General features: G+C 78.1%; 13 protein-coding genes. 7 read left to right on the forward strand and 6 right to left on the reverse strand.

The features are described 5' to 3' along the window. Nucleotides 1-12: 12 nt before the first annotated feature. Nucleotides 13-708, forward strand: coding sequence for a uracil-DNA glycosylase (locus GKE82_RS00805; protein ID WP_196189002.1), 696 nt, complete (start codon nt 13-15; stop codon nt 706-708). Here the strand turns inward: GKE82_RS00805 and GKE82_RS00810 are convergent. Next, nucleotides 690-1,640, reverse strand: a complete 951-nt coding sequence (locus GKE82_RS00810) for a glycosyltransferase family 2 protein (RefSeq protein WP_158276875.1) — start codon at nt 1,638-1,640, stop codon at nt 690-692. The genes GKE82_RS00805 and GKE82_RS00810 overlap by 19 nt on opposite strands. Beyond that, nucleotides 1,637-2,158 carry a glycosyltransferase gene (locus GKE82_RS00815; protein ID WP_154732027.1) on the reverse strand — a complete coding sequence of 174 codons (522 nt, stop codon included), beginning with the start codon at nt 2,156-2,158 and terminating at the stop codon, nt 1,637-1,639. Before GKE82_RS00815 ends, GKE82_RS00810 begins: the two co-directional genes overlap by 4 nt. Nucleotides 2,159-2,775: 617 nt before the next feature. Here GKE82_RS00815 and GKE82_RS29635 point away from each other — a divergent pair. Genes GKE82_RS29635 through GKE82_RS00835 form a run of 4 tightly spaced genes read left to right on the forward strand, consistent with a single transcriptional unit; the run spans nt 2,776 to nt 6,819 of the window. Continuing rightward, nucleotides 2,776-3,933, forward strand: a complete 1,158-nt coding sequence (locus GKE82_RS29635; protein WP_196189003.1) for a glycosyltransferase — start codon at nt 2,776-2,778, stop codon at nt 3,931-3,933. Further along, the gene (locus tag GKE82_RS00825; RefSeq protein WP_154732029.1) at nt 3,930-4,889 is read left to right on the forward strand and encodes a glycosyltransferase family 2 protein; all 960 of its coding nucleotides are present in this window, start codon (nt 3,930-3,932) and stop codon (nt 4,887-4,889) included. The genes GKE82_RS29635 and GKE82_RS00825 overlap by 4 nt, the downstream gene beginning before the upstream one ends. Continuing rightward, nucleotides 4,886-6,367, forward strand: a complete 1,482-nt coding sequence (locus GKE82_RS00830; RefSeq protein WP_154732030.1) for a hypothetical protein — start codon at nt 4,886-4,888, stop codon at nt 6,365-6,367. The genes GKE82_RS00825 and GKE82_RS00830 overlap by 4 nt, the downstream gene beginning before the upstream one ends. After that, a complete protein-coding gene (locus tag GKE82_RS00835; RefSeq protein ID WP_154732031.1) occupies nt 6,364-6,819 on the forward strand; it encodes a hypothetical protein in 456 nt (151 codons plus the stop codon). Before GKE82_RS00830 ends, GKE82_RS00835 begins: the two co-directional genes overlap by 4 nt. Here GKE82_RS00835 and GKE82_RS00840 read toward each other — a convergent pair. From GKE82_RS00840 to GKE82_RS26720, 3 genes are read right to left on the reverse strand one after another with little or no spacing between them, the layout of a single operon-like run. Then, complete coding sequence (locus GKE82_RS00840; protein WP_154732032.1) at nt 6,749-7,957, reverse strand: acyltransferase; 1,209 nt, start codon at nt 7,955-7,957, stop codon at nt 6,749-6,751. The two genes, GKE82_RS00835 and GKE82_RS00840, sit on opposite strands and share 71 nt — an antisense overlap. Before the next feature lie 20 nt (nt 7,958-7,977). Continuing rightward, a complete protein-coding gene (locus tag GKE82_RS00845; RefSeq protein ID WP_154732033.1) occupies nt 7,978-8,805 on the reverse strand; it encodes an O-antigen ligase in 828 nt (275 codons plus the stop codon). Between the two features lie 17 nt (nt 8,806-8,822). After that, complete coding sequence (locus GKE82_RS26720) at nt 8,823-9,452, reverse strand: hypothetical protein (protein ID WP_196189004.1); 630 nt, start codon at nt 9,450-9,452, stop codon at nt 8,823-8,825. Between the two features lie 28 nt (nt 9,453-9,480). Between GKE82_RS26720 and GKE82_RS30320 the strand changes: the two genes are divergently transcribed. After that, complete coding sequence (locus GKE82_RS30320; RefSeq protein WP_196189005.1) at nt 9,481-13,860, forward strand: alpha-(1->3)-arabinofuranosyltransferase family protein; 4,380 nt, start codon at nt 9,481-9,483, stop codon at nt 13,858-13,860. Here GKE82_RS30320 and GKE82_RS00860 read toward each other — a convergent pair. After that, on the reverse strand, nt 13,857-14,504 hold the full coding sequence (locus tag GKE82_RS00860; RefSeq protein ID WP_154732036.1) for a helix-turn-helix domain-containing protein: 648 nt from the start codon (nt 14,502-14,504) through the stop codon (nt 13,857-13,859). The genes GKE82_RS30320 and GKE82_RS00860 overlap by 4 nt on opposite strands. Nucleotides 14,505-14,563: 59 nt before the next feature. Between GKE82_RS00860 and GKE82_RS00865 the strand changes: the two genes are divergently transcribed. Continuing rightward, nucleotides 14,564-16,093 (forward strand): MFS transporter, encoded by a 1,530-nt coding sequence (locus GKE82_RS00865; RefSeq protein WP_154732037.1) that lies wholly within the window; start codon nt 14,564-14,566, stop codon nt 16,091-16,093. Nucleotides 16,094-16,095 lie beyond the last annotated feature (2 nt).

The raw sequence follows: 16,095 nt of genomic DNA on the forward strand, positions 1-16,095 counted from the left end.
TACGATCGCCGCGTGTCGTCTCCCGACGAGCGCCGAGACGCCATCGCGCAGGCCGCCGCACGGGCCCGGGGGTGCGGTCGCTGCCCGCAGCTCGCGGCCACGCGCACCCAGGTCGTGTTCGGCAGCGGCGACCCCGACGCGGACCTCCTCGTCGTCGCCGACGCCCCGGGCCGCGAGGAGGACGAGCGGGGCGTGCCGCTGCTCGGCCGTCCCCGCCGCGTGCTCGACGAGCTGCTGCGCGAGACCGGCATCGACCCGGCCGCGGTGTGGACGACCACCGCGCTGCTGTGCCGGCCCCCGGACAACCGCGACCCGGCCCCGGCGGAGCTCGAGCGGTGCCGCGCGCACCTGCTGGCGCAGGTCGAGCTCGTCGCCCCGCGGGTCGTCTGCACGCTCGGCACGGTCGCGACCCGCGTGGTGCGCGGCGTCGCCGAGCCGATCCTGCGGGTGCACGGGCGCACCGAGGTCGTCGAGCTCGCCGGCCGTCGCGTGCGCGTCCTGCCGGTCCTGCACCCGGCCGCGGCGCTCTACCGGCCGCAGACGCTCGAGCTGCTGCGCCGCGACCTCGCGCGCCTGCCCGGACTGCTGGCGCTGCCGCTGCCCGAGCAGCCCCGGCCGGTCGTCGTGCCGCCGGCGGCGCCGCTGCCGCCCGTCGCCCCGGATCCCGCGGCGGGCCCGCCGCCCGACGGTCAGCTCGGCCTGTTCTGAGCCGGGTCCGCCGCGAGCACGGCGCGCGCGTCGGGGGCGGCGCGGCGCGCCGCGCGCAACGCGTCGCGGCGGGCGCGCACGAGCGTCGCGTCCGCGCCCGGGCGCAGGCGGGCCGCCAGCAGCCGGGTCGCGAACGTCGCCGCCTGCAGCCGGTCGTCGCGTCGCAGGCCGCGGGCGCCGAGCCGGGTGGCGACCACGTGGCGGCGCCGTCGGGCCAGCAGCGCGACCGGCTCGCCGCCGAACGCGGGTCCCGTGCTGTGGCGTCCGGCGTGCCGCAGCGCGAGGTCCGGGTGCAGGACCGTCGGCCGGCCCGTCGCGGCCGCGTGCAGGCAGAGGTCGAGGTCCTCGAAGAACAGGAACGCGGCCGGGTCGAACGGTCCGAGCTCGCGCAGCGTCGTGGTCCGCGCGGCCACGCACGCGGCGATCGCCCAGCCGACGGTTCGTGGACGGTCGGCCCGCCAGGGCTGTGCGGCCTCGCGCAGCCGCCGCGGCAGCAGCGGCGGGTGCGCCAGCGCCAGCAGCGCGTGGCCGGGCGACCCCGGCCGCGGATGGGCGCTGTCCTCGACCGTGCCCGCGGGCGTCAGCAGGCGTGGCACGTGCAGCGCGTCGTGCCCCGCCGCGTGGGCGACGAGCGCGGGGAGCGCGCGGTCGTCGAGCAGCTCGACGTCGGGGTTCAGCAGCACGGTCACCGGGTGCCGGGCGCGGGCGAGCCCGGCGACGTTCGCCGTCCCGAAGCCCGGGTTGCCGTCGAGCACGAGCACCTCCGCGCCGTGCGCCCGGGCCAGCGCGACCCCGGCCCCGCCGTCGCGCGAGCCGCTGTCCACGCAGACGAGCTGCGGCGCGAGCGGCCCCGCGTGCGCCTCCAGGGACGCCAGCAGCCGCTCCAGCGGCGCGGCGCTGTCGTGCAGCACGACGACGAGCGTGACGCTCACCGCGACGCCCCCGCGGCGTCCGCGAGCGCGGCGCGCGTGGCGCGGGCCGCCGCCTCCCAGGTCAGCCGGTCGGCCGCCGCGCGCGCCCGGGCGGCGAGGTCCTCGCGCAGCGCGGCGTCGGCCGCGATCCGCACGAGCGCGTCGGCGAGCGCGCGCGGGTCCCCCGGTGCGACGTGCAGCGCGGCGTCGGGCAGCGTCTCGCGGTGCACGGCCAGGTCGCTCAGGACCGATGGCGTCCCCAGGAGGGCCGCCTCCAGCGGCGGGAAGCCGAAGCCCTCCAGCCACGAGGGCGCGACGAGCGCGAGCGCGTCCCGGTAGAGGCCCGCGAGCGTCCGATCGTCGACCCGGCCGAGCGCGACGACGCCCGGGCCGCGGATCGGCCGGCGGCCCTCGCCGACGACGACGAGGTCGGCGTCCAGCCCGCCCGCGCGGGCGAGTGCCCAGGCCCGCGCCAGGACGTCGGGGGCCTTGCGGGGCTCGAGCGCCCCGACCCACAGCAGGAACGGCCGGTCGCGCACCGGCCCGGGCGGGGAGCCGCCGGGGCGGCGACGCCCGGTTGCACGACCACCACCCGGTCGGCGAGCCCGGGGCGGCGGGCCAGCAGCGCGTCCCGGGTGGCGGCGCTGTCGGCCAGCAGCCGGTCGGCGCGCGCGACGAGCCGGTCGGGACGCGCGAGCACGTGCCAGGCCCGCTCGTAACGGGTGAAGTCGCCGGGACGCTCCCAGAACGACAGGTCGTGGACGGTCAGGACGACCGGGACGCCGGCGGTGACGGCGACCGGGGCGGGGGCGGGGAGCCACACCACGTCGAGGTCGCCGCCGAGCAGGCGGTCCAGGCGCGGGCGCCCGGTGAGCGCCGCCGTCGCGTAGGCCGCCCGACGCGGCAGCCGCGTGCGGTGGACGATCGTCCGACCCGGCGACGGGGTGGCCGCCCCGTGGGCGACGACGTGGTGCTCGTCCTGCGGGAACGCCGTGGCCATCGCGTCCAGCAGCGCGCGGGCGTAGCGCCCGACGCCCCGGTGTCCGGCCAGCGCGCGGGCGTCGACGCCGACCCTCATCCTCCGCACCGTAGCCCCCCGGGCGGTCGCATAGACTCGCCGCGGATGGAGGGGTCTCGACCACCGAGGGTCGCGTTGGTGCACGACTTCCTGCTCGACGCCCGCGGCGCCGAGCGCGTCTTCGCGGTCCTCTGCGACCTGTATCCGGACGCCGACCTCTTCACCGCCGTCTACGACGAGCGCGGCACGCGCGGCCGCTTCGCCCGCCGCCGCGTGACCACCAGCTGGCTGCAGCGGCTGCGCCCGACCGCGCGCTGGTTCCGGGCGCTGCTGCCGCTCTACCCGGCCGCGGTCGAGGGCCTCGACCTGCGCGGCTACGACCTCGTCGTGTCGAGCTCGAGCGCCTGGGCGCACGGCGTCATCCCCGACGAGGGCGCCGTCCACGTCTGCTATTGCCACAACCCGTTCCGGTACGCGTGGAACGCCCGCGAGGAGACGCTCGGCGCCCGCGGGCCCATCGGGCGCGCCGTGCTGGGCACGGTGCTCGCCCGATGGCGCCAGTGGGACTGGATCGCCGCGCAGCGCGTCGACACGTACGTCGCGAACTCGCCGACGACGCGCCTGCGGATCGCCCGCTACCTCGGACGCGAGGCGGTCGTGGTCGCGCCCCCGGTGCAGACCGCCCGGTTCGCCCCCGGCCCCGTCGGCGACCGCTACGTCGTGCTCTCGCAGCTGATGCCGCACAAGCGGATCGACCTCGCGGTCCGCGCGTTCTCGCAGATGGGGCTGCCGCTGACCGTCATCGGCCAGGGCCCGGACCTGCGCCGCCTGCGCCGGCTCGCCGGCCCGACCGTCGAGGTCGTCGGGCACCTCCCGGACGCCGAGGTCGCCCGGCGGCTGTCCGCTGCCCGGGCGCTCGTCGTCACCGCGACCGAGGAGTTCGGGATCGCGGCGGTCGAGGCGCAGGCCGCCGGACGGCCGGTGATCGCGCTGCGCGCCGGCGGCGTGCGCGACACCGTGATCGAGGGCCGCACGGGCACGTTCTACGACGAGCCGACGGTCGCGTCGCTGTGCGCCGCGGTGCGGCGCTTCGACCCGCTCTCCGTCGACCCCGACGTGTGCGTGCAGAACGCCCGGCGGTTCGACGTCGAGGTCTTCCGCGCCGCGTTCGCCGCGACCGTCGAGGCCGCGATCCGCGACGCGCGCGACGCCCCGGTCCCCGCGCGCCGCCCGCCGGCGGCCGACCGGCCGCGCGCCCGCGGTCGCCGCCCCGGCCCCGGCGCGCGGCGGTCGTGAGGACGACCGCGGTCGTCCCCGCCTGGAACGGTCGCGGCTGGCTGCCCGGCCTGCTCGCGTCGATCGACGCCCAGGAGCGGCCGTTCGACGAGCTCGTGATCGTCGACAACGGCTCCCGTGACGGGACCGCCGACTGGCTCGCCGCCACCCGGCCGGACGTCGTCGTGCTCCGCGAGGACCGCAACCGCGGCTTCGCGGCCGCCGCCAACCGGGGGATCGCCGCCGCCCACGGGGAGCGCATCGCCCTGCTGAACACCGACGTCGAGCTCGCCCCCGACTGGCACGTCCGCCTGGCCGACCGGCTCGACGGCGACCCGCGGCTGGCGAGCGTCGCGTCGAAGCTCGTGCGCCTGGACGATCCCGGGACCGTCGACGACGCCGGCGACCGGCTGCGCCGCGACGGGGTCTGCGAGCAGCGCGGCGCCGGACGCCCGGACGACGGTCGCTTCGACGTCCCCGGCGAGGTCTTCAGCGCCTGCGCGGGCGCCGCCCTGTACCGCCGCGACGCGGTGCTCGCGGTCGGGGGCTTCGACGAGCGGCTGTTCTCCTACCTCGAGGACGTCGAGCTCGGGCTGCGCCTGGCGCTCGCCGGCTGGCGCTGCGGCTACGAGCCCGCCGTCGCCCGCCACGCGGGTGGGGGCTCCAGCGGGCAGCTCGCGCGCCCGGTCAGCGGCTGGGTGGCCCGCAACACGCTGCTGCTCGTCGCCCGCGCGTGGCCGTGGCGGTGGGCGGGGCCGGTCGTCTACCGGCAGCTCGCCTGGACGCTGCACGCGGCCCGCGAGCGCCGCCTGCGCGCCCACCTCGGCGGGCTCGCCTCGGCGCTGCCGCTGCTCGGGGTGATGCTCCGCGAGCGGGCCGCGCTGCGCCGGGTCGCGGTCCGCCGGATCGAGGACGTCGTGGCGCCCGTCCCGTGGCGTGGCCCGACCGCCGGCGGCCATCCGGACAGCCCGGAGTGACCGCCGTGCGTCGCGACCTGCTGCTGGCCGCGGCGGCGCTGCTGCTGTCGGGCTGCACGCTGCTGCTCGAGGCGGGCCCGCACGACGAGGGGCTCGTCCTCGCGGCCGCCGACCGCGTGGCCGACGGGCAGCTGCCCTACCGGGACTTCTGGTGGAACTACGGTCCCGGGCAGGCGCTGGCGCTCGGCGCGCTGACCTGGGTGACCGGCCCGTCGCTGCTGGCCTGGCGGATCGCCCGGCTCGTCCTGGACGTCGCCGTCGTGCTGCTCGTCGCCCGCCTCGTCGAGCCCGAGCAGGGGCGGGACGATCCGCGTGTCCTGGGCTGGCCGCTCGCGGCGGGCCTCGCCGCCGCCGGGGCGCTGGCCTGGCCGGCGAACGCGGGACCCGGGCCGCCGGCGCTCGCGCTCGCGCTCGGAGCGCTGCTCGCCGCCCGCCGGCAGCGGCCCGGCCTGGCCGGGGCCCTGGCGGGCCTCGCCGGCCTGTGGCGGCCCGAGATCGGGCTCGCGGCGGCCGCCGGGATCGTGCTGGGCGGGGCGCCCGCCCGCCGCGCGCTGCCGGCCGCCGGCGCGGTCGCGGCCATGGGCGTGCTGCCGTTCGCGCTGCTCGCCCCGGCGGAGCTGGCCGACCAGACCGTCGGCTTCCTGGGCATCCAGGACCTGCAGCGCCTGCCGTTCCCGTTCCCCGTCGCCGACGCGTTCCCCGACCCGAACAAGCTGCTGGAGGCCGCCTACCCGGCGCTGCTCGTCGCGGCGACCGCCGGCGCGGCCGCCTGGTTCGCGGCCCGCCGGGGTGGCGCGGGACGGGAGGCGTGGGCGCTCGCGCCGCTCGTGGCCGGCGGCCTGGCCTACCTGCTGGCGCGCACCGACGAGTTCCACCTCCTCGGCCTGGCGCTCGCGCTCGCCGCGCTCGCCGGGGTCGTCGGCGCGCGCAGCGACCGGCGCGGCGTGCGGGGCGCGTGCCTCGCCGTCTGCGCGCTCGTCGCGCTGCACGGCGCCGAGCGGCAGGCGGGACGGCTGCTGCACCCCGGGGACCTCGTCGCGCTGCCCGGCCCCGCCGCCGACGGCGTCCGGGCCGACGCGGCGTTCGCCCGCGGCGCGGCGTTCGTCGCCCGTACGGTCCGCGCGGTCCCGGGCCCGGTGCTCGTCGCGCCGCCGCGCTACGCCCGCGTGCGCTTCGGCGCGCCGCTGCTGAACGTCCTGCTGGGGCGGCCCAACCCGTCCCGCTACGACGTCGTCCAGCCCGGCGTGGTCACCGACCGCGACGTGCAGGAGGAGATCGCCCGCGACCTCGCCCGCACCCGCACGCCGTGGGTCGTGCGCTGGATCGCGCCCGCGGCCCGCCGCGACGAGCCCAACGGGGGCGGGCGCCTCGACGGCGCCGACGTCCTGGACCGCGTCATCGCCCGCGACTACCGCGAGGTCGCGCGCGACCCGAGCTTCGTGGTGCTGCTGCGCCGCGGCTACGATCCCGACCCGTGACCGCGCTGCGGCTCCTCCTCGTCCTCGCGGGCGTCACCGTCGTCGCCTTCGCGCTGCAGCGCGGCGCCGACGTGCGGTCCTGCGACGACGCGCGCGGCGCCGCGTTCGGGGCGGCGCTCGCCCCGCAGCCCGAGCCGCTGCCCGACGGCGGCCGCGCGCTCGCCGCCGACGTCGTCGACCACTGCCGCGGCAGCGAGGCGCTCGCCCTGTCCGCGCGGGCGCTCGTGCGCATCGGGGCGTTCGCGGGCGCCCAGCGGCTCGCCGCGACCGCGGTCGACCGCGACCCGGAGGCGTTCGCGGCCCGCACCGCGCTCGCCGAGGTCCTCGAGGCCCGCGGCCGACCGGAGGAGGCGCAGGTGCAGCGCGAGCGCGCCCGCGCGCTCAACCCGCGTGGACCGGTGCCGGGCGCTCCGCCGCCCGCGGCGCCGGGGAGCCCCGGAAGCGGCGCATGAGCGGCCGCTCGACCAGCGTGTAGGAGAGGGTCGCGGCCACCAGCGACGCGGCCAGCACGGCCAGCGTGATGATCGGGAAGCCGAGGTCCGCGACGCGCGGCCCGAGCCGGGCGTTGATCTCCTCGCCCAGCGGCAGGTGCCACAGGTACACGCCGTAGGAGACGAGGCCGAGCCACACCAGCGGCCGGGACGCCAGCAGCGCGCGCACGCGGCCGCCCCCGTCGGTGCCGATCGCCGCGGGCAGCACGACGAGCACCGCGATCAGCGCGTAGAGGACGTGCTCGCACAGCAGCTCGTAGGTGTCGTAGTCGGCCAGCGGCAGGATCGGCAGGCCCACCTGCGTGGACAGCAGCAGCACCGCGACCGCCCCCGCCCAGGGCACCCCGGGGTGCGCGCCGACGAACCGCACCCAGCCGGGCCGCCGACCGACCGGTCGGTCGGCGACGTGCGCGCTGACGACCGCGAGCGCGAGCCCGAGCGCGAACCACAGGAACAGCTGGGGGAGGAGGTTCGCCCCGACCTCGGTGGGTGACCCGGCGACCGACCGCCACGCGCGCAGCGCCAGCGACAGCAGGCCGAGCACGGCGATCGCCGCGAGCTCCGGCCACAGCTGCTGCGCCACCGGACGGCCGCGCAACCACCGGGCCGCGGCGAGCGCCAGGAACGGCAGCAGCGCGTAGAAGGTGAGCTCGACGTGCAGCGTCCACGCCGGCCCGATGCCCTGGAGGATCCAGCCTCCGCGGAGGTTCTGCGCGAACCCGTAGTAGACCCACCAGTCCTTCGTGAAGACGCCGTTCAGGCCGGGCCAGATCGCCAGCAGCGTCAGCGCCAGCCAGTAGGCGGGGACGATCCGCAGCGCGCGTCGTCGCAGGTAGCCGCCGATCCGCGGCGCGTCGCGGTCGGCCAGCCGGGCGGCGACGAACGGCCGGTAGAGCAGGAAGCCCGAGAGGACGAAGAAGATCGCCACGCCGACGTTCAGCCGGGCCGTCAGCGGGCCGAGCAGGTCGTTGCTCGTCGTGAACGTCGTCAGCCCCGCGGTGTGGACGCCCAGGACGCTGAGCGCGGCGATGGCGCGCACCCCGTCGAGGTGCGGGAAGCGCGGGGGGGACGGCGGCGCGATCCATGCGGGCCAGAGCATAGGCCGGGACCGCGGCGGCGTCAGCGCGACGCGACCGGCCCCGGCTCGGCGCGGTCCGCGCGGGCGATCAGGCTGCCGGTGAGGAGCAGCACCGGCAGCGTCAGTGCGGGCATCTCCCAGTCCCAGTCCAGGCAGGCGTGGACCGCCCACACGGTCAGCGCGGCGCACGCCCCCGCGGCGAGCGCCGGGTCCTCGCGCTGCACCGTGCGGGCGCAGCGGGCGACGCCCACGACGAACAGCGCGAGCGCGAGCAGCCCGACGAGCCCGAGCTCCGCCGCGGTCTCCAGCGGCAGCGAGTGCGCGTCACGGACCGGGTCGGGCACGTCGCGCTCGCGCTGCCACTCGACTGCGAAGCCGCCGCTGCCGACCCCGGCGACGGGATGGTCGGCGAACGCGCGCAGCGCCACGTCCCAGTAGCGGTCGCGGTTGGAGCCCACGTCGGTGAACCGCTGGGTCTGCGCGCCGAAGGCCGGGTCCTGCGGGCCGCCCGGCGCGACGACGACCGGCACGACGACCGCGACGACGCACAGCACCGCGACCGCGGCGCCGAGCCCCCGCCCGGGCAGCGGCAGCCGGCCCGACCGCGCGCCGTCGGCGGCCTCGCGCCGCGCGACCGTCGCGGTGAGCAGCGCGGCCGCCACGACGCACCCGAGCAGCACCGCGAGGACGATCGCGCCCTGCGCGTCCCGGGTCCCCGCATCGCCCTCCAGGGCGCGGACCGCGTCGGAGAGCGCGCACGCCACCAGCAGCGGCACGCTGGTCAGCGCCGCGACCCCGAGCGCGCGCAGCTGTCCGAACGTCGGGGCGCACGCCAGCAGGACGAGCAGCCCGCACCCCAGGGCGAGCACCGCGCCGCGCGAGAAGCTCAGGTAGACGCCCGCCGCCAGGGGGCCGCCGCGGCGCCGGCCGCGGCGCGCAGCGCGTCGGGCCGCGTGCGGTCCCCGGCCACCCGCACCGCGACGACCGCGCCGATCGCCGCGAGCGCGCCCTGCGCGTTCCAGTAGGTGAGCGGCTGCTCCAGCCGGCCGCCGGCGCTGACCGACGCGGACTGCTCGACGAGCCACGGCACGAGCCGGCCGGACAGCCCGTAGAGCGTCACGAGCAGCGCGCCGCCCCCGACGGCGAGCTCGGCCGTCCGGGCGTCGCGCCGGCGGCCGAGCAGCATCGCGGCGGCGAGCAGCGCCCCGAGGTACAGGAGCGTGCGCTCGAGGTCGTCGCCGGCGGGGTCGTCCAGCGGCGCCCAGGCCCGTGAGACCCCCGTCCAGGCGACGAGCAGCCCGAGTCCGGCGACGGCCAGCAGGCCCGCGCGTCGGCGCGGCAGCGGGGCGGGCGCGAGCACCGCCGCGGCGACGACGAGCGCCCAGCAGCCCGCCAATGCCCAGAGACGTGGACCGTCGAAGAACCCGCCGGAGAAGAACGCGAGCACCACCGGTCCGGCCAGCAGCCCACCGCGCAGGAGGCCGAGGGCCGGGACGGCGGGTGACGGCGAACGCATCGGCGCGTCAGCGTACCCTCCGCGCCTGGTGCGTTCGACGATCGTGCAGCTGCGGGCCCGCGCGGGCCGCCGGATCGGCCCCCACGCGGCCCCCCTGGGCCTCGTCCTGGGCGCGTACCTGCTCGCGCTCGTGCAGCGGCCGGGGGAGACGATCGCCGACACGAAGGTGCACCTGCAGCTCGACGCGGCCCGGTTCCTCGGGGACGTCGCGAGCGCGTGGACGCCGACCGCCGGACTCGGCCACGTCTGGGCCGGCCAGTACGGCGGCTACCTCTTCCCGATGGGCCCGTTCTTCGCCGCCGGCGAGGCGCTCGGACTGCCCGACTGGGTCGTGCACCGGCTCTGGCTCGGCACGCTGCTGGCGGTCGCCGCCTACGGGATCCTGCGGCTGCTGCGCGTGCTCGTCCCCGGGCACGCGGAACACGGCTACTCGGCGCTGCACGTCGGCGCGGGCGTGCTCTACGTCGTCAACCCGTACGTCACCGTGTACGCCGACCGCACGAGCGTCGCGCTGCTCGCCTACGCGGCGCTGCCGTGGCTGCTGCTGTGCGTGCACCGCGGCCTGCGCGACCCGCGCGGCTGGTGGTGGCCCGCCGCCTTCGCGCTGGTCCTGACGAGCACCGGCGGCGGCGTCAACGCGGCGGTGACCGGCTGGGTGCTCGTCGCGCCCGCGCTGCTGGTGCTCTACGAGCTCGGCTGGGGTGGCGTCCCGCGCGCCGCGCTCGTGCCGTGGCTCGGCCGCACGGTCCTCACCGGCGCGCTGGCGGGCGCCTGGTGGGTCGTCCCGCTCGCCGTGCACGCCTCCCAGGGGTTCGACTTCCTGCCGTTCACCGAGCAGCCGGGGACGATCTGGGGGACGACGTCGCTGGCGGAGTCGCTGCGGCTGCTGGGCTTCTGGACGAGCTACATCGGCGTCGGCTTCGGCGGCGAGCTGCGCCCGTTCGCCACCCACGGGCCCGCGTACCTGTTCTCCCTGCCGGTGGTGCTGGCGAGCATGCTCGTGCCCGCGCTCGTGGTGCTCGGCCTGCGCGTCTCGTGGCGCGCCCGGTACGCCCCGTTCTTCGTGCTGCTGCTGACCGTCGGGCTGCTGATCATGGCGGTCGGCTTCCCCGAGGGCTCGCCGCTGCGCCGCGCGGCGACGTTCACCTACAACCAGGTCGAGGCCGTGCGGTTCCTGCGCACGACCTACAAGGCGGGACCGCTCGTGGCGCTGGCGCTGGCCGCCCTCGGCGGCATGGGCCTCGCGTGGGCCTGGGCCCGCGCGGCCGGACGGCCACGGCTGCGGGCGCTCGGGACCGTCGCGCTTGCCGGGGTCGTCGCGGTCGCCGCCTGGCCGCTGACGAGCGGGCGGGCCCCCGACCGCCAGCTCGCCTACGACGTCCCGTCCTGGTGGCAGCAGGCGGCCGACCGGCTCGACGACGCGGACCCGAACACCCGCGCGCTGCTGCTGCCCGGCCAGCTGTTCGCGAGCTACCGCTGGGGGCAGACGATCGACGCGGTCCTGCCCGCGCTCACCGACCACCCGGTCGCCAACCGCTACATCGTGCCGTTCTCCGACCCGCGCGCCACCGAGCTGCAGTGGGGCGTCGATGCGCTCGTCAACCAGGAGCGGCTCGTGCCCGGGCAGCTCGCGCCGCTGCTGGACCTGCTCGGCGTCGGCCAGGTCGTCCTCGCCACCGACGGCGACCGCTCGCGCAGCGGCGAGCTCGGTCCCGCCGAGGTCGCGCGCGTGCTCGGCACGCAGCCCGACGCCACCGGCGGCGGCCTCGCCGCGACCGGCCTGGACACGGGCCTGGGCGCCCCCGAGATCGACCCGGCGCTCGGCGGCGGCGCGGGGATCGCGGGGGAGCGGCCGGTCTCCGGCGTGCGCCGCGAGACGTTCGGCACGCCGCAGCTGCTGCCGGCCGCCGCCGCGCGGCTCGCCGGCCCGGTACGCCGCGCGCCGCTGGAGCTGCGCCCGGCGCGGACCGGCGGGATCGTGCGCGTCGTCCCGCGCGCCCCGATGACGATCGTCGACGGCGGCGCGCAGGGGGTCATGGACCTCGCCGCGTTCGGCGACCTGCGCCCCGATCGGCCGCTCGCCTACGCCCCCGACCTCGACGGCGAGACGCTCGCCGCCGCGGTCCGCGACGGGGCGGGCTTCGTCATCGCCGACGGCGTGCGGCGCCGCGCGTTCGTCAGCGCGCGCCTGCGCGGCAACGTCGGACCCACGCTGCCGGCCGACCGCGACGTCAGCGAGGACGGCACCCGCCTGGACCCGTTCTCCGGTGACGGCGACCGGCCCGCCGCCCAGACCGTCGCGGTCCTGCGCGGCCGCGGCGCGGTCGCGGTGAGCGCCCCGTACAGCCCGCAGGTCACGCAGTTCCCCGAGCACCGCCCGGCGGCGGCGCTCGACGGGGACCTCGGGACCGCGTGGCTGGCCGACCGCTTCCTTGCCGAGAGCCGCCGCCACCTCGACGTCACGTTCCCCGAGCCGCGCGACGTCGGGACGATCGAGCTGTACCCCTACGGCGACAGTCGCGGCACGGTCACCGCGGTCGAGGTCGGTGGGCGCCGCTTCGCGGTCCGGCCGGGCTGGAACACGCTGCGCGTCGGGCTCGAGAAGGTGCGGCGGCTGTCGGTGCGGATCGCGTCGATGCGCCGGCCCGAGCGCGCGACCGCCGGCGGCGGCGGGATCCGCGAGCTGCGAATCCCCGGGGTGCGCGTGCGGGAGACGCTGCGGCCGCCGGTCGTGCTCGAGCAGGCGCTGCGCTCCGAGGACCTGTCCGGCAGCCCGCTCACCTACCTGCTGCAGCGCACGACGGCCGACGCCCCCGCGGTCCGGGGTCGCCTGGCGGGTCCGGCGCAGGCCGGGCTGCTCGCCGACGCGCGCGACCCCGAGCCGCGGCTGGAGCGCACGATCCACCCGCCGACGGCGCGTCGCTACGGCGCCGAGGCCTGGGTGAGCGTCGATCCGAAGACCCCGGACGACGTGCTCGACGGGCTCGTGAGCCCGGCTGCCGCCCGGCTCGTCGCCCGCTCCGCCTCGCGTCTGGAGGGCCGGCCCCGGCACCGGGCGTCCGGGGCGTTCGACGGCGGGACCGCGCGCGCCTGGATCGGCCAGTGGATCGCGGGCCGCCCGGCCTGGCTGTCCTGGCGCACGCCGCAGGTCGCGACGCTGCGCCGCCTGCGGCTCGTGCCGCCCGCGGTCCGCGTGCGCCGCCCGACCCGCGTGCGCCTGCGCTCCGAGCGGGGCGTGAGCGCCCCGGTCGCCGTGCGCGCGGACGGCTTCGTGCGGCTCGCCGCCCCGCTGGTCGGGCGCCGCTTCCGCCTGGAGGTCCTCGAGGCCGCGTTCCCGGCCGGCACCCCGGCGCGGCTGCGGCAGCGCCGCGCCGTCGGGATCGGCGAGCTGCGCGGCGCGGGCGTCGAGCCGGTCCCGGCGCCCCGCAGCGGTCGCGCGGCCGCGCCGTGCGGGGCGGTGGTCCTGCGTGCCGCGGGCCGCACGCTGCGGCTGCGCGTTCCCGCCCAGGACCTGCGGCGCTTCGACGCCGGCCTGCCGCTGCGCGCCGAGGGCTGCGGACCGCTGTCGCTGCCCGCCGACCGCACGCTGCTGCGGGACACCGGGACGGGCGCGTTCCGCGCCGACCGGCTGCGCCTGTTCTCGGCCCCGCCGGAGAGTCTCGTGCTGCCGGGCGCGGGCGGTCGGGTCCTCGCCGCCGGGACGCCGGGGGAGGGCCGTCGTGACGGCGTGCGCGTGGACGTGCGCGAGCCGTCCTGGCTCGTCTACGGGGAGTCCTACGCGGCCGGCTGGCGGGCCAGCTGCGACGGCCGCGACCTCGGGCGCCCGGTGCCGCTGCAGGGCTACGCCAACGCCTGGCCGGTCGAGCCGGGCTGCGAGCGCGTGTCGCTCTCCTTCGGGCCGCAGCGCGCGCTGACCGCCGGGTACGTCGTCAGCGCGATCGCGATCCTCCTGCTGCTCGCCTACCTGCTCCTGCGCCGCGGCGAGCGGGTCCGCCAGCGCGACCCGGTGACCGCACCGCCAGGGCCGCTGGACGTGGGCGCCGACCGGCCGGCCCGCTGGGGGCTGCTGCGCGCGCTGGCGATGGGCCTGCTCGCGTCGGGCGTGCTGGGCGCGCTGTTCGCGCTGCGGGCGGGGGCGGTGCTCGGACCGGTGGTCGCGTTCGTCCTGTGGCGCGGCGTGGCCAACCGCACGCTCGTGCTCTGGGCAGGGCTGCTGCTGCTGGTCGGCGTGCCGGTCGCGCACGTCCTGGGGGGCGCGGACGACCCTGGCGGCTACGACTACGGCTACGCGGTCCACCACATCGCCGCGCACTGGGTGGCGACGGGGGCGGTCGCGCTGCTGCTGCTCGCGCTCGTGCGCTGGCTGCGGGCGGACCGGCGCCTGCGCCGCGCCGACGACGCCGGCTAGCCCCGCAGGCCCAGCGGCGCGGTGCTGCGCGCGGCGAGCCGGCGCAGCGCGTCGCGGTCCCCGTCGATCTGCGCGAGGCCCTCGGCCCCGGGGGCGCCCAGGAGCGTGCCCATGACGGCGTGCATCGTGCCGGCGAGGTGGACGTCGGCGGGACCCTCGGGGGCGCCGAGCGCGGCCCGGATGCCGTCGGGCTCGACGGTCAGGGTGATCGCGGTGCCCTCCGCGTCCAGCGCGACGGTGAGCGGGGCGAGCGCGGCGAGGTCGGCGCCGCGGAACATCACGGGGGCGGCGAGCGCCACCCAGTGGCCGCAGACGACGTCGCCCTCGGCGCCGCGGGCCATGTCGGCGACGCCCCAGAGCGCCAGCTCGGCGAGCACGCCCTCGAGCGCGCGGCCACGGTCGGTCAGGCGGTAGAGCACGGTGGCGACCGGGGGCGGGGCGGCGTGGCGCTCGAGCACGCCGGCGCCCTCGAGGGCGCGCAGGCGGTCGGTCAGGAGGTTCGTCGCGATGCCCGGGAGGCCGGTGCGCAGGTCGGCGAAGCGGCAGTCGCGCAGGAGCAGCTCACGCACGATCAGCAGCGACCAGCGGTCGCCCACGACGTCGAGCGCACGGGCCGCCGCGCAGTACTGGCCGTAGGAGCGCATGGACGGATCCTAGCGCGAACGCTTGCATTCATCCACTTAGCACTTTATTTTCTCAACTCATGCGCACGTCCTCCTCGCCCCGGGCCGTCCTGGCCGTCCTCTGCCTCGCGGTGTTCACGATCAACCTCGCGACCACGATCACGAACATCGCGCTCCCGACCCTCGTCGCCGAGCTCGACGCCTCCACCCGCGACCTCCTCTGGATCGTCGACGGCTACAACCTCGCCTTCGCCGCGCTCGTCCTCGCGATGGGCTCGCTCAGCGACCGCTTCGGGCGGCGTGGCGCGCTCGTCGCCGGCCTCGCCGTCTACCTCGCCGCGAACCTCGCGAGCGCCTGGGCCGGCTCGCCCGACGTGCTCGTCGCCTTCCGCGTCGTCGCCGGCATCGGCGCCGCGATGGGCTTCCCGACGACGCTGTCGATCATCTCCAACGTCTTCCCCGACCGGCGCGAGCGGGCCCGGGCGATCGGCCTCTGGGGTGCCTCGACCGGCATCTCGATCGCGCTCGGCCCGATCGTCGGCGGCGCGCTGCTGGAGCAGTTCTGGTGGGGCTCCACGTTCGTCCTCTGCGCCGGCCTGGCCGCCGTGACGATCGTGCTCGCGCTCGCGCTCGTGCCCACGAGCGCCGACCCGACGACCCCGCGGCTGGACCTCGTCGGCCTGACCCTCAGCACCGCCGGCCTCGGCGCGCTCGTCTACACGATCATCGAGGCGCCCGAGCGTGGCTGGGGCTCCGGCACGTCGCTCACCGGCTTCGCCGTCGCGGTCGCGATCCTCGCCGCGTTCACCTGGTGGGAGCGGCGCACCGACGACCCCATGCTCGACGTGCGGCTGTTCGCGAACCTCCGCTTCACCGCCGCCTCGGGTGCCGTCACGTTCGCGTTCTTCGCGCTCTTCGGGTTCATCTTCCTCGTCACCCAGTACTTCCAGTTCATCCTCCAGTACGGGGTCCTCGAGGCCGGCCTGCGGCAGATTCCCGTCGCGCTCGCGGTCGCGGTCACCTCGGTCGTCGGCACCGCGCTCGCCGTCCGTCTGGGGGCCAAGGCGGTCGTTACGACCGGGCTGCTGCTGCTCGCCGGCGGCTACGTCTGGATCTCCACGGTCCAGAGCGACACCGGCTACCTCGCGATCGCGCTGCAGATGGTCATGGTCGGGGCCGGCATGGGCCTGACCTCGGCGCCGGCCACCGAGGCGATCATGGGGGTCGTCCCGGCCGCCAAGGCGGGGATCGGCTCCGCCGTCAACGACGCGACCCGCGAGCTCGGCGGGACGCTCGGCGTCGCGGTCATCGGCAGCGTCGCGCTCTCGTTCTACCGCGACGCGCTCGCCTCCTCGGGCCTGCCCGACGGGATCGTCTCGACCGCGCAGGAGTCGCTCGGCGCAGCCGGCGCGGTCGCGCGCGCGACCGGGGACGCGACCGTGCTGGCCGTCGCCCAGGACGGCTTCCTCGACGGCCTGCAGGCGGGCTGCCTCGTCGCCGCCGGGGTCGCGGTCGTCGGTGCGGTGCTCGTCGCCCGCTACCTGCCCGCCCACCCGGGGCAGGAGGACCAGCAGGAGCCGGCGACGCCCACCGTGCCCGCGGCCGCCTGAGC

This window comes from Conexibacter sp. W3-3-2 (genome assembly GCF_009707605.1).
Taxonomy (GTDB): Bacteria; Actinomycetota; Thermoleophilia; order Solirubrobacterales; family Solirubrobacteraceae; genus Paraconexibacter; species Paraconexibacter algicola.

Bases quoted from the DNA above. Each gene is read 5' to 3' on its own strand.
- GKE82_RS00865 (WP_154732037.1), top strand. From the start codon at position 14,564: ATGCGCACGTCCTCCTCGCCCCGGGCCGTCCTGGCCGTCCTCTGCCTC.
- GKE82_RS00860 (WP_154732036.1), bottom strand. From the start codon at position 14,504: ATGCGCTCCTACGGCCAGTACTGCGCGGCGGCCCGTGCGCTCGACGTC.
- GKE82_RS26720 (WP_196189004.1), bottom strand. From the start codon at position 9,452: ATGCGTTCGCCGTCACCCGCCGTCCCGGCCCTCGGCCTCCTGCGCGGT.
- GKE82_RS00840 (WP_154732032.1), bottom strand. From the start codon at position 7,957: ATGCTCTGGCCCGCATGGATCGCGCCGCCGTCCCCCCCGCGCTTCCCG.